The organism is Candidatus Pantoea floridensis (genome assembly GCF_900215435.1).
In the GTDB taxonomy this organism is placed as follows: Bacteria; Pseudomonadota; Gammaproteobacteria; order Enterobacterales; family Enterobacteriaceae; genus Pantoea; species Pantoea floridensis.
Window position 1 is genome coordinate 271,496 of the sequence record NZ_OCMY01000002.1, and the last position, 17,624, is coordinate 289,119.

Annotated in this window: 17 protein-coding genes; 9 read left to right on the forward strand and 8 right to left on the reverse strand. The window is 53.8% G+C overall.

Annotated elements, in window-relative coordinates:
* Positions 1-22 precede the first annotated feature (22 nt).
* The 3 genes from yfiR to yfiB are packed head-to-tail and all read left to right on the forward strand — an operon-like array spanning position 23 to position 2,269.
* Positions 23-583 (forward strand): regulatory sequestration protein YfiR, encoded by a 561-nt coding sequence (gene yfiR, locus CRO19_RS21850; protein WP_097097935.1) that lies wholly within the window; start codon positions 23-25, stop codon positions 581-583.
* 1 nt (position 584) lies between these two features.
* Entirely contained in the window at positions 585-1,799 is a 1,215-nt protein-coding gene (dgcN, locus tag CRO19_RS21855; RefSeq protein ID WP_097097936.1) for a diguanylate cyclase DgcN/YfiN, read from the forward strand.
* Complete coding sequence (yfiB, locus tag CRO19_RS21860; protein WP_097097937.1) at positions 1,796-2,269, forward strand: outer membrane lipoprotein YfiB; 474 nt, start codon at positions 1,796-1,798, stop codon at positions 2,267-2,269. Before dgcN ends, yfiB begins: the two co-directional genes overlap by 4 nt.
* Here the strand turns inward: yfiB and uvsE are convergent.
* The gene (uvsE, locus tag CRO19_RS21865) at positions 2,256-3,230 is read right to left on the reverse strand and encodes a UV DNA damage repair endonuclease UvsE (protein WP_097097938.1); all 975 of its coding nucleotides are present in this window, start codon (positions 3,228-3,230) and stop codon (positions 2,256-2,258) included. The two genes, yfiB and uvsE, sit on opposite strands and share 14 nt — an antisense overlap.
* Before the next feature lie 165 nt (positions 3,231-3,395).
* Positions 3,396-5,426 (reverse strand): choline transporter, encoded by a 2,031-nt coding sequence (locus tag CRO19_RS21870; protein ID WP_097097939.1) that lies wholly within the window; start codon positions 5,424-5,426, stop codon positions 3,396-3,398.
* Positions 5,427-5,682: 256 nt separating this feature from the next.
* Between CRO19_RS21870 and betI the strand changes: the two genes are divergently transcribed.
* The 4 genes from betI (at position 5,683) to CRO19_RS21890 (ending at position 9,878) form a co-directional block, all read left to right on the forward strand.
* Positions 5,683-6,276, forward strand: coding sequence for a transcriptional regulator BetI (gene betI / locus CRO19_RS21875; protein ID WP_097097940.1), 594 nt, complete (start codon positions 5,683-5,685; stop codon positions 6,274-6,276).
* Positions 6,277-6,289: 13 nt separating this feature from the next.
* The gene (gene betB / locus CRO19_RS21880; RefSeq protein WP_097097941.1) at positions 6,290-7,762 is read left to right on the forward strand and encodes a betaine-aldehyde dehydrogenase; all 1,473 of its coding nucleotides are present in this window, start codon (positions 6,290-6,292) and stop codon (positions 7,760-7,762) included.
* A 28-nt stretch (positions 7,763-7,790) separates the two neighbouring features.
* Positions 7,791-9,470: a choline dehydrogenase gene (gene betA / locus CRO19_RS21885; protein ID WP_097097942.1), complete on the forward strand. Its 1,680-nt coding sequence runs from the start codon at positions 7,791-7,793 to the stop codon at positions 9,468-9,470.
* Between the two features lie 75 nt (positions 9,471-9,545).
* Positions 9,546-9,878, forward strand: coding sequence for a hypothetical protein (locus tag CRO19_RS21890; protein ID WP_097097943.1), 333 nt, complete (start codon positions 9,546-9,548; stop codon positions 9,876-9,878).
* Positions 9,879-10,061: 183 nt separating this feature from the next.
* On the opposite strand, the gene CRO19_RS21895 is transcribed toward CRO19_RS21890, so the two are convergent.
* Entirely contained in the window at positions 10,062-10,478 is a 417-nt protein-coding gene (locus CRO19_RS21895; protein ID WP_097097944.1) for a type II toxin-antitoxin system VapC family toxin, read from the reverse strand.
* Positions 10,475-10,702, reverse strand: coding sequence for a type II toxin-antitoxin system VapB family antitoxin (vapB, locus tag CRO19_RS21900; protein ID WP_097097945.1), 228 nt, complete (start codon positions 10,700-10,702; stop codon positions 10,475-10,477). The genes CRO19_RS21895 and vapB overlap by 4 nt, the downstream gene beginning before the upstream one ends.
* Positions 10,703-10,971: 269 nt before the next feature.
* On the opposite strand from vapB, the gene CRO19_RS21905 reads away from it, so the two are divergent.
* Positions 10,972-11,874 (forward strand): alpha/beta hydrolase, encoded by a 903-nt coding sequence (locus CRO19_RS21905; protein ID WP_097097946.1) that lies wholly within the window; start codon positions 10,972-10,974, stop codon positions 11,872-11,874.
* On the opposite strand, the gene biuH is transcribed toward CRO19_RS21905, so the two are convergent.
* From biuH to CRO19_RS21925, 4 genes are all read right to left on the reverse strand, one after another.
* A complete protein-coding gene (gene biuH / locus CRO19_RS21910; RefSeq protein ID WP_097097947.1) occupies positions 11,871-12,578 on the reverse strand; it encodes a biuret amidohydrolase in 708 nt (235 codons plus the stop codon). The two genes, CRO19_RS21905 and biuH, sit on opposite strands and share 4 nt — an antisense overlap.
* The gene (locus CRO19_RS21915; RefSeq protein WP_097097948.1) at positions 12,571-13,881 is read right to left on the reverse strand and encodes a purine-cytosine permease family protein; all 1,311 of its coding nucleotides are present in this window, start codon (positions 13,879-13,881) and stop codon (positions 12,571-12,573) included. The genes biuH and CRO19_RS21915 overlap by 8 nt, the downstream gene beginning before the upstream one ends.
* Positions 13,874-15,319, reverse strand: coding sequence for an amidase (locus CRO19_RS21920; RefSeq protein ID WP_097097949.1), 1,446 nt, complete (start codon positions 15,317-15,319; stop codon positions 13,874-13,876). The genes CRO19_RS21915 and CRO19_RS21920 overlap by 8 nt, the downstream gene beginning before the upstream one ends.
* Before the next feature lie 202 nt (positions 15,320-15,521).
* Complete coding sequence (locus CRO19_RS21925) at positions 15,522-16,427, reverse strand: LysR family transcriptional regulator (protein WP_097097950.1); 906 nt, start codon at positions 16,425-16,427, stop codon at positions 15,522-15,524.
* A gap of 97 nt (positions 16,428-16,524) precedes the next feature.
* Between CRO19_RS21925 and CRO19_RS21930 the strand changes: the two genes are divergently transcribed.
* Positions 16,525-17,583 carry an SDR family oxidoreductase gene (locus tag CRO19_RS21930; RefSeq protein WP_097097951.1) on the forward strand — a complete coding sequence of 353 codons (1,059 nt, stop codon included), beginning with the start codon at positions 16,525-16,527 and terminating at the stop codon, positions 17,581-17,583.
* Positions 17,584-17,624: the final 41 nt, after the last annotated feature.

Genomic DNA, 17,624 nt, shown 5'->3' on the forward strand with positions numbered 1-17,624 from the left:
GAAGAATGACCAGGAACGCAGGATGTTATGTAAACAACACGCTTATTGGGAAGCCAACTGGCAATTATCCCTGATCCACGCCTGTAAAATTTTTATCTATGCCATCTTTCTGCTGCTGTTTATTTCACACTCTGCTTTTGCCGAAATTAAAGACGATAAAGCTAACCGGATCGTCAGCGGCATTATTAGCTTTACGCACTGGCCGGGTTTAACGCGCGCACCGCAACTTTGCGTATTTTCATCCGCGCAGCATCTCTCGCTGCCGCAAAATACCGCCTCCAATGCAGCGCTGTTTAAGGTGGTCTATTTGACCAGCCAGAGCGAGCTGGCGACGCAAGATTGCGATGCGGTCTATTTCGGCGAACAGACGCCACAACAACAGCTGGAAATTGCTAAGCAATTCAGCGGGAAACCGGTGCTTACCCTGGCTGAAAACAATACAGATTGTACGATTGGTGCCGCATTTTGTCTGATCTTCAATGCTGACCACACGCTATTTTCAGTCAATCTTGATTCACTGGCGCGGAGTGGCGTCAGGGTAAGCCCAGATGTGCTGTTGCTGTCCCGCAATGGAAGCAAATAAGATGAAACTCGATAAAATAAGAAATGACAAATCATCGATACGCAATAAGTTGCGCAAAATTAGCACCATCAATTCTGCCGTTATTTTATTGCTGTGCTGGCTGCTGCTCTCTTCAACGTCGTTACTGTTTATAAAAAACTACGAAAAGCGCAATCTGGAACTGATTGCTGCGACGCTGAGCACCACCCTCACCGCCGCTACGGTATTTGAAGACAGTTACGATGCGCATAATAAAATTGCGCGCCTGGGTGAAGAAGGAATGTTTGACTCGGCAAAACTGGTCACTGATGATCACACTGTATTGGTGGAGTGGCACGATCATCAGCAAGAGAACGGCTGGTATCCGCGTTTATTGCGTGAATGGATTTACGTCAAACCGCTTAGCGTCAACATTAACCACGCGGAATCCACCGTCGGCACGCTGACGCTTGAGGGCACCGTTACCGGTGCGGCCGAATTTATCCGCTACTCGCTGATGATTTTAACCAGCGGCATGCTGTGCGTATTGATTATCTCTTTCCTGTTGAGTGAATTTTTGCATCGCGGCATGCTCGCCTCATTGCGCAATATCACCAGCTCAATTCATTACGTGATTCGCTCCGGTGACTTTTCATTACGTATTCCGGAAAGCCCAACCCGGGAGTTTCAGCTTTTCTCCGACGACCTCAATTCGCTGCTGACAGAGATGCAAACGTTGCAGGCTTCGCTGCTACGTGACAATCAGTCGCTGGCGGCTAAAGCCCTGGAAGATCCGTTAACCGGCCTGGCTAACCGCGCCGCTTTTGTGGCCCGCCTGTCGCAATTGCTCGATCGGCAGTTCGCGAAAGAGCGTTTTGCCCTGCTGTTCCTCGATGGCGATCGCTTTAAGAGTATTAATGACAATTGGGGACATGCAGCCGGTGATGAGGTTCTGAAAACCGTCGGATCACGCCTTTCCGCTTTGGCTTATAAAAATGATTTAGTGGCACGACTTGGGGGCGATGAGTTCGCCATGTTAATCACCAGCCGGGTAAGTGAAGCACAGCTTCAATTGCTATTGCAGGATATTCATGAAGCCATTAGCCAAAAAATTGTGGTTGCGGAAGGCACTCAGATAACCACCTCGGTAACCATCGGCTATGCCTGGTCACAGCACGGCGATACGGTGGAATCGATTCTGGAACGCGCAGATATGAATATGTATAAAAATAAGGGAATAAGTAAGGTGCAGGTATGAAAAGAAAACTTTTCCTGATGATGGTGGTATGGGCGCTGGTTGGCTGCCAGTCAACGGGGCGCTTCAGCGATGCGCAAATAGCGGCGATGCGTCACGCTGGCTTCAGTGAAAATAACGAAGGCTGGGGGTTAGGCTTATCGGACAAAATTTTGTTCGGTGTGAACGAGTCGGAACTCACGCCAGCCAGTAAAAGTACCATCACCACGATGGCGAGAAATTTGGCGGCTAGCGGCATTAAGCACGTGCGCGTTGATGGTCATACAGATAACTACGGCAAAGCGGATTATAACCAACAGCTCTCACTGAAACGCGCCAACGCCGTAGCGGCACAGTGGGCGGTGGGCGCGGCAATCCCACGCGACAATATTGTCACGCGCGGCCTCGGCATGAGCGCGCCGGTCACCAGTAATAACAGCGCTCAGGGCCGGGCACAAAATCGCCGCGTAGCGATTGTGATTACCTCGCCGTAATGCGCTGGTGCTCGACTGCATAATGGTATAAACGGTCGCGTGCTAAATTCTTCATTTTGACTTCGCACATAATATCAAAGGCATTAAACGACAGCGCCCAATCATTTAACGTTTGATTGAAGTAGTAATCGGAGTGGGCGCGAAGTTTCGACTTTGATACGGCTAAATCCTGCTGATCGGGAAAACCGCGATCGGGAATGATGCCTTCCTGGGCAATTGAATAATGCAGTACCGGCCGCACGTCACACCATGACGCCTCAATCAGCTCAATACGCGCATCGTCAGCCTGAATATATTGATTCTCTTTTACCCAATGATGGTGGATATCCAGCACCACAGGACAAAGATGGCGCGCCTGTAATACATCATCCAGCGAGCAGGATATCTCATCATTTTCCACCGTGAGCATATTACGGGCTGCCGGACTCAGGCGCCTAAACGCGGCGCGAAATCCCTCAATCCCCTTTTTCCCGTTCATATGGATATTGATTTTGAAATCCTGAAACTGGCGGCCATAACCCATCAGCACGGCGCAGGTGGCGTGATATTCCACATCTTCAATCGCGCGATCCACTACGCCCTCATTATCTGATGCCAGCACGGTATATTGGCCGGGGTGAAATGACAGGCGAATATTATGGGCGCGCGCCAACTCACCGCAGCGCTGCAATAACGGCTCGAGATCCTTCAGCAATTCACCATAAAGCTGGGTAGCTTGCGGGACCGTGTAGAGCGGCAACAGATCGCTGCCAATTCGCATCATGCGAAGCGCGTCTGGTTGCGCTGCCAACTGGTTCAGCGTGAGGTCGAGGTTTTGCAGATTATTCTGCGCAAGTTGGTTCAGCAGCGTGATGCGAGCATCATCGTCAAGGCTGAGAAAGCGCGTGCGCGTGGTGCTTTTGAAGGGAAACGGCTGGGTAGCCTGTTGATCCAGATACTTACAAGCAAAGCCTAATTTCATTTCATCCCCCATTTAATCAGCTTGAAAGCTTAGCTGTTATTCGGGAATCTGCGCGAGTGGGTCGCCATGAATGGCGACCCTACAGGCGTTACAGCGATGATGACTCAGTAGCAAATCGCGAACGAAAGTCGTTCAGTGCTTAGCTCATCGGCAGGTGACCACCCGTTACACGCTCGGGAAGGTCATGCTGCTGCCCGGCGCTTCACGATGAAGATGGATAAAGTTCAGGTGACGCTCATACTGATCGAGAATATCGATAATCACCTGCTCTTTGTTGTAGTCCATCAAATCGTTGCCCTGGCTGCCTTCCAGCAGGAAGGTTTCCAGGCGGTAATAGGTTGATTTACCGCTGCGCGCACGATAGGTAAAGCCCGGTACCGAGTACTGTTGTGGCCAAATCTGATAGACGAAATCCTGCTCTTCGCCCAGCAGCACGCGCAGGTCCAGATGGCCCAGCGGCTGCCCTTCCTCCGGTTCCGCCCGCTCCAGCGACACGCGTCCACCGCGCAGTTCCAATTCTTTCGCCACGTCCTGCATCGCTGGATACAACACCTCTTCCATCATTTTCTGTGTATAGCGCGTGCCCGGGTAGTTCATCAGGCGCGATAAGCGCTTCTTCCAGCTCAGACGATCGTTGCTGGCCGGAATATACGGCGCAGTGTCGCGGCTGGCGCTGGCGCGGCGATGATCTTCCACCTTCAGCGATTTATACAAGCCGGCCATCACAAAGAAGATCACGAAACTGAACGGTAAGCCCATGATCACCGTGGCGTTCTGCAAGGCAGAAATGCCGTTGGTCATCAGCATGCCCATGGTCAGCACACCAATCGCTATCGACCAGAAAATACGCAGCCAGTTTGGTGCATCGCTGTTGATGTCTTTCAGCTTCGAGGTGAAGTTACCCAGCACCAGCGAGCCTGAATCAGCAGACGTGACATAGAACAGCATACCGGTGATGGTGGCAACGGAAGCACTGAACTTAAAGGCGGGATACTGCGCCAGCAGACTGTAGAAACCGCGTTCGGCATGCGCCATCACTTCCTGCGCAAAACCTGCATCGCCGTGAATGATTTCGTACAGCGCCGCGTTACCGAACACTGACAGCCACAGCAGCGTAAAGGTGAAGGGGATGATCAGCGTACCTAATACGAACTCACGAATGGTACGGCCGCGTGAAATACGCGCAAGGAACAGGCCAACAAACGGTGACCATGCAACCCACCATGCCCAGAAGAACAGCGTCCAGCTATTCATCCACTCTCTTGGCTGATCAAAGGCAAAGGTGTTGAGCGTCATGCCCATAAAGCGATTGACGTAATCCCCCACGTTCAGCACCAGCGCATTAAGCAGGAAGTCCGTTTTGCCCATAAACAACACGAACAGGATCAATCCCAGCGCCAGCGCGACGTTGAGTTCCGAAAGAATACGGATCCCTTTATCTACGCCGGAGGTGACGGAAATGGTCGCGATAATCACCGACAGCACAATCAACGCCGCCTGCGCAGTGAAACCTTCCGGCACATCAAACAGTACATTGAGACCGTAGTTAAGCTGCACCACACCAATACCCAGGGTAGTGGCGATACCAAAGATGGTGCCGATTACCGCGGCGATATCTACCGTGTGACCAATCGGACCATTAATGCGCTTACCGAATATCGGATAGAGCGCGGAACGAATGGTGAGCGGCAGATTGTAGCGATAGCTAAAGTAGCCGAGTGCGATCCCCATTAACGCGTACATAGACCAGCCGGTCACGCCATAGTGAAACAGTGTCCACACCATTGCCTGACGCGCCGCTTCCATGGTCTGCCCGGCACCTTCCGGCGGCTGCATATATTGGGTAACCGGTTCGGCTACCGAGAAGAACATCAGGTCTATACCAATACCGGCCGCGAACAGCATTGCCGACCAGCTCAGTAAGCTGAATTCGGGTTTGGATTGCTCAGGCCCGAGCTTGATCGCGCCGTAGCGGGAACACGCCATGTAAATGACGAACACGATGTACAGCGTGGCAGCGAGCATGTAGTACCAGCCAAACGTGGAGGTGACCCAATTGACGGCGGTCTGAATCCAGCTGGCCGCTAATTCGCTGTAAAAAATCGTGACAAGTGAAAACGTCAGAATCAGTCCGGCGGAGGTGTAAAACACCACAGGATTGATTCTGTCTTTTTCACTGGCAGGTGGATTAATCATCGATTACCTCTGGTTAATTTCCTGTAATTCATGCCAATAAAGCCCGATTTGGTCGCAATGAATGGCGATCCTACGCGGGAAAATGCGGTTTTCGTAGGGTGCGCAATAATGCGCACCTGCTGAGTTCCTTTCAACTAACCGCTCCGTTTCTGTAACAAATCAAGCACAGCATCCTAACAAATTTCTTTTTTATATTGAACGTGCAATCAAAAAAAGTTTTAATAGTGTCCTTACATTGCGGTGGAGCTGGAGCGTTATGCCAAAGGTGGGAATGCAGCCGATACGTCGTCGGCAACTGATTGATGCGACCCTGAGTACCATTAATGAAGTCGGGATCAACGACGCCACCATCGTGCAAATTGCACGACGTGCCGGCGTATCGACAGGCATCATCAGCCACTACTTCAAAGACAAGAACGGTCTGTTAGAAGCCACCATGCGCGACGTTACTCGTCAGTTGCGCGATGCCGTGGCGGCACGATTAAAGCCGCTGGCCGACGCCAGTACCGAAGCGCGCCTGCTGGCGATTGTGGAAGGCAATTTTGATGATTCGCAGGTGCACAGCGCCGCGATGAAAGCCTGGCTGGATTTTTGGGCCAGCAGCATGCATCAGCCACAGCTAGGGCGACTGGAACGCGTTAGCAGCCGTCGACTGTTTTCCACACTCGCGGCTGAATTTCGCCGCGTGATTCCGCGCGAAAAGGCTCGCCTGGCGGCACATGGTCTCGCCTCGCTGATCGATGGCCTATGGCTGCGCGCCGCGCTAAGCGGTAAACCGTTCGATTTGGATATCGCCAGAACGCTCACCACCCAATTCATTCGTCAGCAGCTGGCTGACCAGAATCACTGAGGAAGGAGAAATCATGTCCCGATTCACCGAGCAACACCTTTATATTGATGGCGCACGAGTTCCCGCTGCGGCAGGCAACACCTTTCAGACCATCAACCCGGCCAACGGCGAAGTACTCGCTGAAGTGCACGAAGCCGAGCGCGCGGATGTTGATCGCGCTGTCGCCGCGGCAAAAAAAGGCCAAAAAGTCTGGGCGGCGATGACCGCAATGGAACGCTCGCGCATTTTGCGTCGTGCGGTGGATATTCTGCGTGAACGCAATGATGAACTGGCCGCGCTGGAAACCCTCGACACCGGCAAGCCGCTCAGCGAAACCCAATATGTTGATATCGTCACCGGCGCCGACGTTCTGGAATACTACGCCGGCTTGATTCCCGCGCTTGAAGGCCAGCAAATTCCGCTGCGCGATACTTCTTTCGTCTATACCCGCCGTGAACCGCTGGGCGTGGTTGCCGGTATTGGCGCGTGGAACTACCCGATTCAGATTGCCTTGTGGAAATCGGCGCCAGCGCTGGCTGCCGGTAACGCGATGATCTTCAAACCAAGTGAAGTCACGCCGCTAACCGCGCTGAAACTGGCAGAAATCTACACCGAAGCCGGCGTGCCAGATGGTGTGTTTAACGTGGTGAACGGTCGCGGCTCCGTCACCGGGCAGCTGCTGACCGATCATCCGGGCATCGATAAAGTATCCTTCACCGGCGGCGTGGCGAGCGGTAAGAAAGTGATGGCTAACGCGGCTGGTTCGACGCTGAAAGACGTCACCATGGAGCTGGGCGGTAAATCACCGCTGATCATCTTCGATGATGCGGATCTCGATCTCGCTGCCGATATCGCCATGATGGCGAACTTCTACAGCTCCGGCCAGGTTTGCACCAACGGCACGCGCGTGTTCATCCCTGCCAAATTGCTGTCTGCGTTTGAAACAAAAATCACCGAGCGCGTGGCGCGCATTAAAGCGGGAGACCTGAACGATCCGGGCACTAATTTTGGTCCACTGGTGAGCTTCCCCCATCGCGACAACGTCATGCGCTATATCGAATCAGGTATTAGCGAAGGCGCGCGTCTGCTGTGCGGCGGTAAACGCCTGAGCGGCGCGGGCTTCGATAACGGCGCATGGGTGGAGCCGACCGTGTTCACCGATTGCCGCGATGAGATGACCATCGTGCGCGAAGAGATTTTTGGCCCGGTGATGTCAATTCTGACTTACGAAAGCGAAGACGAAGTGGTACGTCGCGCCAACGCGACCGATTTTGGTCTGGCGGCCGGTGTGGTGACGCAAAATCTTAACCGCGCGCACCGCGTAATTCACCAGATTGAAGCGGGCATTTGCTGGATCAACACCTGGGGAGAATCCGCCGCTGAAATGCCGGTGGGTGGCTATAAGCACTCCGGCGTGGGCCGCGAAAACGGCCTGATGACGCTGCAGAATTACACCCAGGTGAAATCTGTTCAGCTCGAAATGACCCGTTTTCAGTCCGTATTTTAATTTTGGCTTTTAACCTGAGGAACGACTAATGGAATTTGATTACATCATTATCGGAGCCGGATCCGCAGGGAACGTTTTGGCAACAAGACTGACCGAAGATAGCAGCGTCAATGTGCTGCTTTTAGAGGCGGGTGGCCCAGACTACCGCTTCGACTTTCGCACGCAGATGCCTGCGGCGCTGGCTTTCCCTTTGCAGGGAAAACGCTACAACTGGGCATATGAAACGGAACCTGAGCCATACATGAACAACCGCCGAATGGAGTGCGGGCGCGGCAAGGGTTTAGGCGGTTCATCGCTGATCAACGGCATGTGTTACATCCGTGGTAACGCCATGGACCTGGACAACTGGGCGAAGGAACCTGGCCTCGAGAGCTGGAGCTATCTCAACTGTCTGCCCTACTATCGCAAATCTGAAACGCGCGATATCGGTGCCAACGATTATCATGGCGGCGAAGGCCCGGTGAGCATTACCACCTGTAAACCCGGTAACAATCCGCTGTTTGCAGCGATGATTGAAGCGGGCGTTCAGGCAGGTTATCCGCGCACTGACGATCTCAACGGCTATCAGCAGGAAGGCTTTGGTCCAATGGACCGCTTTGTCACGCCGAAAGGCCGCCGTTCGAGCACCGCGCGCGGCTATCTCGATACCGCGAAAACGCGTCCGAACCTGAAGATCATCACGCATGCCACCACCGATCGCATTCTGTTTGACGGTAAACGCGCCATTGGCGTGCAGTATCTGCTGGGTTCCAGCAACACCTCGCATAAAGTAGAGGCGCGTCGTGAAGTGCTGCTTTGCGCCGGTGCCATTGCTTCGCCGCAGATTCTGCAGCGTTCTGGCGTCGGTTCGGCAGCGTTGCTGAAACAGTTTGATATTCCGCTGGTGCATGATTTGCCAGGCGTGGGCGAGAACCTGCAGGATCACCTCGAAATGTACCTGCAATATGAGTGCAAAGAGCCGGTTTCGCTTTATCCGGCACTGAAGTGGTGGAACCAGCCGAAAATTGGCGCGGAGTGGCTGTTTAACGGCACCGGCGTTGGCGCCAGTAATCACTTCGAAGGCGGCGGCTTTATCCGCAGCCGCGAAGAGTTTACCTGGCCGAATATTCAGTATCACTTCCTGCCAGTAGCGATTAACTACAACGGCTCGAATGCGGTGGAAGCGCACGGATTCCAGTGCCACGTTGGCTCCATGCGCTCACCAAGTCGCGGCCATGTACGCCTGAAATCACGCGATCCACGTCGCGATCCGGCGATTCTGTTCAACTACATGTCACATGAGCAGGATTGGCATGAGTTCCGCGATGCCATTCGCATCACGCGTCAAATCATCAATCAACCGGCGCTGGATAAGTATCGTGGCAAAGAGATCAGCCCAGGCCTGGATTGCCAGACCGATGAACAGCTGGATGAGTTTGTGCGTAACCACGGCGAAACCGCTTATCACCCGTGCGGCACCTGTAAGATGGGTAACGACGAGATGTCGGTGGTTGATGGCGAAGGTCGCGTGCACGGTATTGAAGCACTGCGCGTTGTCGATGCCTCGATCATGCCGTTAATCATCACCGGCAATCTCAACGCTACCACCATCATGATTGGTGAAAAAATCGCGGATAACATTCGTGGTCGCCAGCCGCTGCCGCGCAGTGAAGCGGATTACTTTGTCGCCGGTGATAAACCGGTACGCGCTGAACCGATGCGCGGATAACTACGCCATTCGCAGGGTAACGTTCTGTTACCCTGCGCTTTTACTCCATATATCGATAATAAGCTGCCATAGCTGGTGGCGCAGGATCGCCAGGTCGCCAAACCTATCACTTCGCAATACCACTATTACGGTTCGGATAGATATGAAGTTGACGCTAATACAGCGCTGCCGCTGTTGGCCGGACATCCCGCTGTTTTCTGGCGAGATGCGCCGGATGTCCGCATCGATATTGAGTCAGTACAAATCCAACTCTCGATCACCGAAAAGCACGACCAACTTTGTCTTAGGCTCAGCCCGAGCTTCGATAGCCGCGATCAGGTCGTCATGGTCAATGAAACGCCGACCCGATTAGTCGCCTATACGGTGAACGAAGCACACAGAAAAATTGCCGCGGTACTCGGTGAATAGCTGCGAATTTCCGCAACCATAACCGTAAACGTCAGCTGGCAGCGGACTTACTGGCAGGCAGTGATAGCGTGGGGAAAATGAATACCGAAACATTGTTGTCGGTGTTGCGTGGAGATTAAACACGCCATAACACAAACATTCATCTGGCTGCATTTATTTCAGTGCAGTCATTAATATTCGTTATTACTGAGACCAATCTTGTAGATCGAGGCCTGCAACACGAATGAATTCTCGCGTATTATTGGTGACTAAAATAGTATTTGTCGCAATCGCATGCCCAGCAATTGCCGCATCATTAGCTCCTATCGGCGTACCGGTAGCAGCAAGCGCCATTTTCACTTGAGTGGTGGCATCAACTGCCGCACGGTCCCATGGCAAAACAGCATCAAGTCGAGTCACAAACGCTTCAACTAACGAGAGGTGTTTCGGAGAGGCTTTTTTGCCAATCGCGCCAAAGCGCATTTCGGCATAAGTGATAGCCGATACCACAATACGATCGCGTCGCATAACACATTGCGTTAACTTCTCAATCACCGCTTCCGGCTGCTCACGCATAATAAATGAGCATATATTGGTATCTAGCATATAGGTTTTCATCAAAGTTCAAACCGCCCTTCCTGAATCACGTCATCCCTCTCACTCAAGAAGTCTGGCTCTGCCTTTTCTTCCAATAAGTAAGAATCCCAACTCGGCTTAACCGGACGCAGGATTAGCGTATCCCCTTCACGAATAATTTCGAGTTCGTTGACCCCCTCAAAGTCCATGTCGCGCGGCAAACGGATAGCGCGATTGTTGCCATTTTTGAATACAGATACAGTACGCATGATTTTCCTCCACTAGGCACATATGTGAAGTATACGCGTATGCTTGGCATATGCCTATATTCTGTTGATTGATTTTCACACTCCCGCATCAACATAAAGTCCCTGTATAAAGACCACAGCAATGTCGCTAAAGCCCGGATCAAAAGACCACATCAAAGTATGTTGTAACTATAAACGTTAAATTCCCTCGTCGCATTTGGTAATACAAAGCCGCGCCCTCCTGCTGATTTTTCTGCTTCAATAAATCACCCATTTCATGAGGATCTACCATGAATCGCCGCCATTTTTTATCCTGCCTTTCGCTTTCGGCGCTGGCCATACGCAGCGGGATGACGTTTGCTGCAGCCACGCATGTCACAACGACAATTTTACCACTTTGGCCTGATTTGCCGCCCGGCGGCGGCGGCCCTTCTGGCAAGGTGGTGATCTCAGACAAAGGCGCGCAGCGCAATATTGCGCAGCCCACGCTTACGGTATTAACCCCTGCTAAGCCCAATGGCAGCGCGGTATTAGTTGCCGCCGGCGGTGGCTACACGCGCATAGAAATGGGTAAAGAGGCCTGGCCCGCCGCCCGATGGCTGACCGCGCGCGGTTATACCGCCTATGTGCTGAGCTATCGTTTGCCTCATGAAGGCTGGAAAGATGGCGCGACAGTTTCATTGCAGGATGCACAGCGCGCGTTGCGCATAGTACGGCAGCGTGAAAAGCATGTCAGCGTGCTGGGATTCTCGGCCGGTGGGCACCTGCTCGGCATGGCAGCGACACGACCGGACTTCCGTTCTTATAAGGTCACGGATGCGCTGGATAATCAGCCCGCGACCGCCGACCGCGCGGCGCTCATCTATCCGATCATCACGCTGGAGCAGCCCTATACACACACTTCAACGCACAAGATTCTGGTCGGCAACAATGCGCCCGCAAGCGAAGATGCACGTTGGTCCGTGCAGCAATTTGTGAATCCGCACTCGCCGCCCTTCTTTCTGGTGCAGGCTAAGGATGATCCGATCTCTGATCCACACAACACGCTGATCATGGCCGATGCTTGTCAGCAGCAGCATGTTCCGGTTGAGATGCATCGTTACAGCAGTGGCGGACATGGCTTTGGCATGGGCAGGCCCGGCACACCCACCGTGGCGTGGCCGGAGCACTATGAAAATTGGTTGCAACGTTAACGCATCGTGGCCAGCTGCTCGCTGGCAAATCCCGCCAGCAAAGTCTGCGAAGTGGCCACCGCACCAAAAATCCCGCCCTGCATATGGATCATACTGAGCGCCGCTTCATGATGTTTTAACTCAGTAGCGGCGCAGCAATCGGCCAGCACCAGGCACTCAAAACCGCGATCGTTAGCTTCGCGCAGTGTGGTATGCACGCAAACATCGGTGGTGATACCGCTGATAATCAGATTACGAATACCGCGACTGCGTAAGATCAACTCCAAATCGGTGGCGTAAAATGAGCCTTTGCCCGGTTTATCGATGATGATTTCACCCGGCAGCGGCGCCAGTTCCGGAATGATTTCCCAGCCCGGTTCACCGCGCACCAGAATGCGGCCGCACGGACCAGGCGCGCCAATTTCTGCCTGCATCCGCTTCGAACGCCAACGCTTATTCGCGGGCAAATCGCTGAGATCAGGGCGATGACCTTCGCGGGTATGAATGATCGGGAATCCCCATTCACGCATCGTTGCCAGCACGCGTTGCAGTGGCGCAATGGGCGCGCGCGTTAAGGCGATATCGTAACCCATGCTATCCACATAACCGCCCTTGCCGCAGAAATCAGTCTGCATATCAATAACGATCAGCGCGGTATCGCGCGGGCTGCAGCGGCCGTCATACGGCCATGAGTAAGGGGTTGAATCAATTGCGAAATCAGGCATTTTTTTCCTCCATCACATTGATTGCGTTCTCACGCTTAAATTTGACAATCAGCGTATAACTAGCGGCGGCAGTAACCAGACCAATCACCGCTTCACCAAATTGTGGAAATGCAACATGTGCCATCACCGCACACAAGCTGCCTATTGCCCAGGCCGCGAAGGCGCTGCCTCGTAAACGACGTGATTTACGCTGCTCGCTGACTTTTGCCATGAAGCTCAGGTCGACAATCATCACCGCGCCAAATGGCGGCACCACAATACCCAGCAAGCTGAGCCACTCGAGGAAATAAGACCACACCCCAGCAAGCGCAAGCGCCCCGCCGATGACGCCAAGGATCACCGTCCACAAGCGCATTTTGCTGCTGAAAAGGTGGCTAAAGCCGACCGCACCGTTATAAAGGCAATGCGTGCACACGGAACCAAGGTTGATGAATACGAAAAGGAAGGCAATGACCGAGAGCAACATGCCATGCCCCATCAGCATCGGCAGGAAGTTACCGCCGTTGCTCGCCGGGTCCACCGCCGCACCAACGGCTACAATCACCACACCAAACAGATAAGAGATAACATTCGCTAGCGGAAAAGCAGAGAACGCAGCAATCACCGCCGATTTCCCATCTTTCGACCAGCGAGTGAAATCAGCGGTCATGGTGCCTGAATCAGCAAAACCGGCCACCACCATGGTAACTGCCGTACCCATGCTCATCGCGCCGACCGCACTGGCACTCCCCTTAAACTGGGTAACGGTGCTGAAATCGTGATCCTGACCAATCAGCCATAGTGCCACCACTCCCAGAATCACAAACAGCGGAGCGGCAATCAGACCCAGCACCGACAACGCCCGCACGCCCAGGAAAGTAATGGCGGTGTACAACACCATCGCAAACGCCGTTACTGCCAGCGCGTTCCAGCCAAAAGTTTGATGGATCACCGTACCGGTTAGGCCGGTCTGGAAGGCATACCAGCCAATAACCACGGTAGAAAGAAAACCTGACACCAGAATGTAGCCTTTGGTGCCGAAGGTGCGCTTCGCCTGCAGCGCAAAGTTCATGCCGGTGTTACCCGCAAACCAGCTTAGCGCGCCGACGTAAGCAAACAGCACCAGATTACCCAGCAAAATCGCTATCAATGCCGGCCAAAAACCGAGATGCCAGGTGATGATGCCGCCGAATAGCGCATTGGTGAGGATCATCGGAAAACCGAACCACACCGCAGAGACCGAGCCGGTTGAATGGCGATGGCTCAGCGGCACCGGCTCGTGTTCGAACTCCTGCTCAAGAGCAGGTGAATTTTTGTTAGTCATGGGCAACTCCGAATGAACAGGCGATGTGATTCCAGGGTTGAATGCGCTCGAATGCGGCACTTGCCGCCAGCACCAGGCCATCGTCCAGATGACGACCCACAATTTGCATGCCAATCGGCAATCCGCTGGCGGTGAAGCCCGCCGGCACAGACGCCGCCGGTTGGCCGGTAAAGTTGAAGGGGAAACAGAACGACAGCCAGTGATCGCTACGCACCATGCGGCCATCAATCACCTCCGGCCCCTGCATGTTGAGCGGGAATGGTGGTACCGCCAGCGTCGGCGAAAGCAGCAGATCGTAGCGCTGCATAAAGCGCCACATCTGATTGCACAGTTTTTTACGCGTGGTGTTGGCATCGGTGAAGTTTTCCGCGCGCCAGTCGCGCTGAAGCATGGCAGTAAGATGCGGCGACATCCGCGAACCGAGCGCTGTTTGCATCTGACGCATGCCCGCCAAATCGCTTTCAAATGCCACCAGCGCAGCAAAGGTGGCACTTTCGTCGGCGATACCCGGATCGACCTCTTCCAATTCAGCGCCCAGTTCACGAGCAAAGCGTCGCGCCGCCTGAGTGACAACGTCACGCACCTCGGGATCGACGGTGATATAGCCAAAATCAGCGCTAAAGGCGATGCGCAGGCCCTCCAGCGGTTTATTCAGCGCCGTCAGCCAGTCGACGTCATTACAGGGAATGGAGTGGCGATCGCGCATATCCGGTCCCGCCATCACCGACATCATGAGCGCGCTGTCACGCACGGTACGCGTCATTGGCCCAATATGCTCCAGCGATTCCCAGCTGGAGACGCCGGGATAACGCTCATCACGACAGCCTGGCCACAGCGGCACGCGCCCCATCGACGCTTTCAGCCCGTACACGCCACAGTGCGCAGCGGGAATGCGCACCGAACCGCCGCCGTCGCTGCCTAACGCCATGGGACATAAGCGCGCTGCCAGCGCCGCTCCGGAACCGGCACTTGAACCGCCCGGCGTTTTACTGAGATCCCACGGATTGCGTGGTGATGGAAACAGCGGATTGTGCCCAACCCCGCTGTAGCCGAATTCTGGCGCCGTGGTTTTACCCAGCAGCACCGCATCAGCGGCCAGCAGGCGTTCCACGGTGATGTCATCCTCTTGCGGAACAAAGTCGGCATAGGCCGCAGATCCGGAAGTGGTTTTTACCCCAGCGGTACAGATCAGATCTTTCACCGCCAGCGGCACGCCGGCCAGCGCACCCAACGTTTCGCCGCGCCTGCGCCTGGCGTCAATCGCCGTCGCCTGCTGCAGCGCCAACTCTGGCGTTGCGGTGCAAAACGCCTTAATGAGCGGCTCGCGCTGTTCCATGCGATCAATAGCTGCTTGCGTCAGCTCACGCGCCGAAAGCTCGCCGCGATGAACTAATGCCGCGAGCGTGGTGGCATCCTCATCCAACAGTACATCAAACATGTGAATACTCCCGATGTAGAACTTATCGGGGATAGTGCAGATTACGTGCCAATACTTTCCAGAAAGCGCGAGGCGTGAAGCAAAGCCAGATGGGATACGGACTTGGATACAAGATCGAATACTTATGCATCTTTAAGCAGCAAAGCGAAAGGATAAAAGCACGATAATGGCGCAGAGATGCGCCATTATGGCGTTCGCCGTGTTATGACTGATCTGCTACCTGTATTAACTCAGATAGCACCTGTTCGATCAGCTCAACAATGTGTCGGACTCTCAGGGGGATAAAGCGCGCGTCGGGAAATACCGCATACAGAAATCTGTCAGGTAACCGATATTCCGGCACAATTCGTCTCAGCGAACCGGCTTTTAACGCTTTGGCTACCAGCGGTAACTGCATGCCACCAACACCAATGTTCGCTTGAAGCGCCTGCAATAATCCCTCACTGCTATTGGCACGGAACACGGTATCCACCGCCAGCGTCACCGCTTTGGAATCGGAAATCAGACGCAGCGGCGCGTCTTTAGGAATTGCGCTAAAGCGAACGTGGGGATGAGAGGCAAGCTGCGCCAGGGTGGTAATCGGGGTTTCCCGCACCCGCTCTGGCGCAGCGAAAAGCGGCGTTTCAATGCGTGCTAGCACTCGCGCGGCAAACCTGTCGGGTGGTGTTTCACTCAAACGCAGGGCAACGTCAACACCTTCACTCACCAGTTCTGCAATGCGATCGTCTAGCGCAATCGTGAGGTGTAGTTGTGGATGCCGCTGCTGTAAGGCCAGCAAGTGCGGCAAAAACAACTGGCCTAATCCGCTGGGCAGCTGGATATGCACGTTGCCCTGCAGTGCCAACTGCTGCGAACGCAGCTGGCTTTCCGCCTCCTGCATTGCAGCAAGCAGTGGCCGCATCTGCTGTAAATAGCGCTCGCCCTGCTCGGTTAATGCCATGGCACGCGTAGTGCGATGCAGCAATACCACACCGAGTTCTTCTTCTAACGCGGCGATTTGCTGGCTAACGGCCGATTGTTTCATTCCGGTCTGTCGCGCCGCGGCAGAAAAGGAACCCGCCTCAGCAACCCGCACAAAAGTATTGATAGCATTGAGCTTATTATTCATTTAGTGATTTTTTTAATAAGTTTCATCGGATTTGTGGGATATAAGCTTTTAAAATAATAGATAACACTGTGGTTGTCTTGTATTCAGGAGAAGCAAAATGGCACAAACACAGGGTAAAAAGGTCGCGCTGGTGGCCGGAGCAACCGGTATCGTCGGCAGCCAATTGATAAAAACGCTACGCGAACAGCAGTGGCAAGTCATTGGTCTTACACGCCAGCCAGCAGCACACAGTGATGATATTCCGCTGATCAATGCAAATTTGCTGGATGCGCAACAGAGCGCGCAGGCATTGGCACCGCTTAACCAGGTTACGCATATTTTCTATAGCGCCTGGCTGAATGCAGCAAGCTGGCGGGAAATGGTTGAGCCTAATGTCACTATGCTGCGTAATCTGGTCAGTAATATGGAGAACATCGCGCCGCTACGCAGCGTCAGTTTGATGCAGGGTTATAAAGTTTACGGTGCACATTTGGGCCCCTTCAAAACCCCCGCGCGTGAAAGCGATGCTGGCGTGGCGGGCGCAGAATTTAATGCGGAACAGCTTCGCTGGCTGAGCGATTTTCAACGTGGTAAATCCTGGCACTGGCATGCTCTGCGCCCGGGCGTGGTAGGCAGCCCGGTGCCGGGTAATGCCATGAATCTGGCATTGAGCATCGCGATCTACGCTTCGCTGTGTAAATCTCAACGTTTGCCGTTGCGCTTTCCCGGATCGTTACAAACCTGGCATAGCATGGTGGGTCATACTGATGCCGAACTGCTCGCTCAGGCCACGCTGTGGGCTGCCGACGCGCCCGCTGCACATAATCAGGCCTTCAATGTGAATAACGGTGATTTATGGCGCTGGAGCGAACTCTGGCCTGCTATTGCTCGCTGGTTTGAACTGGAAACCGCGCCCGCAGTGAAGTTATCGTTTCATCAATTGTTTCATGATTACCGCGATCTCTGGCGCCGCATCGCTGAACAACATCAGCTCAGCGAACCAGATATCTTACGATTAAATGATGGCCACTTTGCCGATTTTGTCTTTAGCTGGGATTACGACATGTTTGGCGATGGCAGTAAGCTGCGCCGCGCGGGCTTCACTGCTTTTCAGGCGACAGATGAGATGTTCATTAGCCTATTTGCTCAGCTACGTGCAGCACGCATCATTCCGTAAACTTTCATATCCCGGCCCCGCCAATCGCTATATAATCCCTT

Coding starts and splice junctions, on each gene's coding strand:
- betA (WP_097097942.1), top strand. CDS start 7,791: ATGGAATTTGATTACATCATTATCGGAGCCGGATCCGCAGGGAACGTT.
- dgcN (WP_097097936.1), top strand. CDS start 585: ATGAAACTCGATAAAATAAGAAATGACAAATCATCGATACGCAATAAG.
- biuH (WP_097097947.1), bottom strand. CDS start 12,578: ATGCCTGATTTCGCAATTGATTCAACCCCTTACTCATGGCCGTATGAC.
- betI (WP_097097940.1), top strand. CDS start 5,683: ATGCCAAAGGTGGGAATGCAGCCGATACGTCGTCGGCAACTGATTGAT.
- CRO19_RS21905 (WP_097097946.1), top strand. CDS start 10,972: ATGAATCGCCGCCATTTTTTATCCTGCCTTTCGCTTTCGGCGCTGGCC.
- yfiB (WP_097097937.1), top strand. CDS start 1,796: ATGAAAAGAAAACTTTTCCTGATGATGGTGGTATGGGCGCTGGTTGGC.
- CRO19_RS21915 (WP_097097948.1), bottom strand. CDS start 13,881: ATGACTAACAAAAATTCACCTGCTCTTGAGCAGGAGTTCGAACACGAG.
- CRO19_RS21930 (WP_097097951.1), top strand. CDS start 16,525: ATGGCACAAACACAGGGTAAAAAGGTCGCGCTGGTGGCCGGAGCAACC.
- yfiR (WP_097097935.1), top strand. CDS start 23: ATGTTATGTAAACAACACGCTTATTGGGAAGCCAACTGGCAATTATCC.
- CRO19_RS21920 (WP_097097949.1), bottom strand. CDS start 15,319: ATGTTTGATGTACTGTTGGATGAGGATGCCACCACGCTCGCGGCATTA.
- betB (WP_097097941.1), top strand. CDS start 6,290: ATGTCCCGATTCACCGAGCAACACCTTTATATTGATGGCGCACGAGTT.
- CRO19_RS21925 (WP_097097950.1), bottom strand. CDS start 16,427: ATGAATAATAAGCTCAATGCTATCAATACTTTTGTGCGGGTTGCTGAG.
- vapB (WP_097097945.1), bottom strand. CDS start 10,702: ATGCGTACTGTATCTGTATTCAAAAATGGCAACAATCGCGCTATCCGT.
- CRO19_RS21870 (WP_097097939.1), bottom strand. CDS start 5,426: ATGATTAATCCACCTGCCAGTGAAAAAGACAGAATCAATCCTGTGGTG.
- uvsE (WP_097097938.1), bottom strand. CDS start 3,230: ATGAAATTAGGCTTTGCTTGTAAGTATCTGGATCAACAGGCTACCCAG.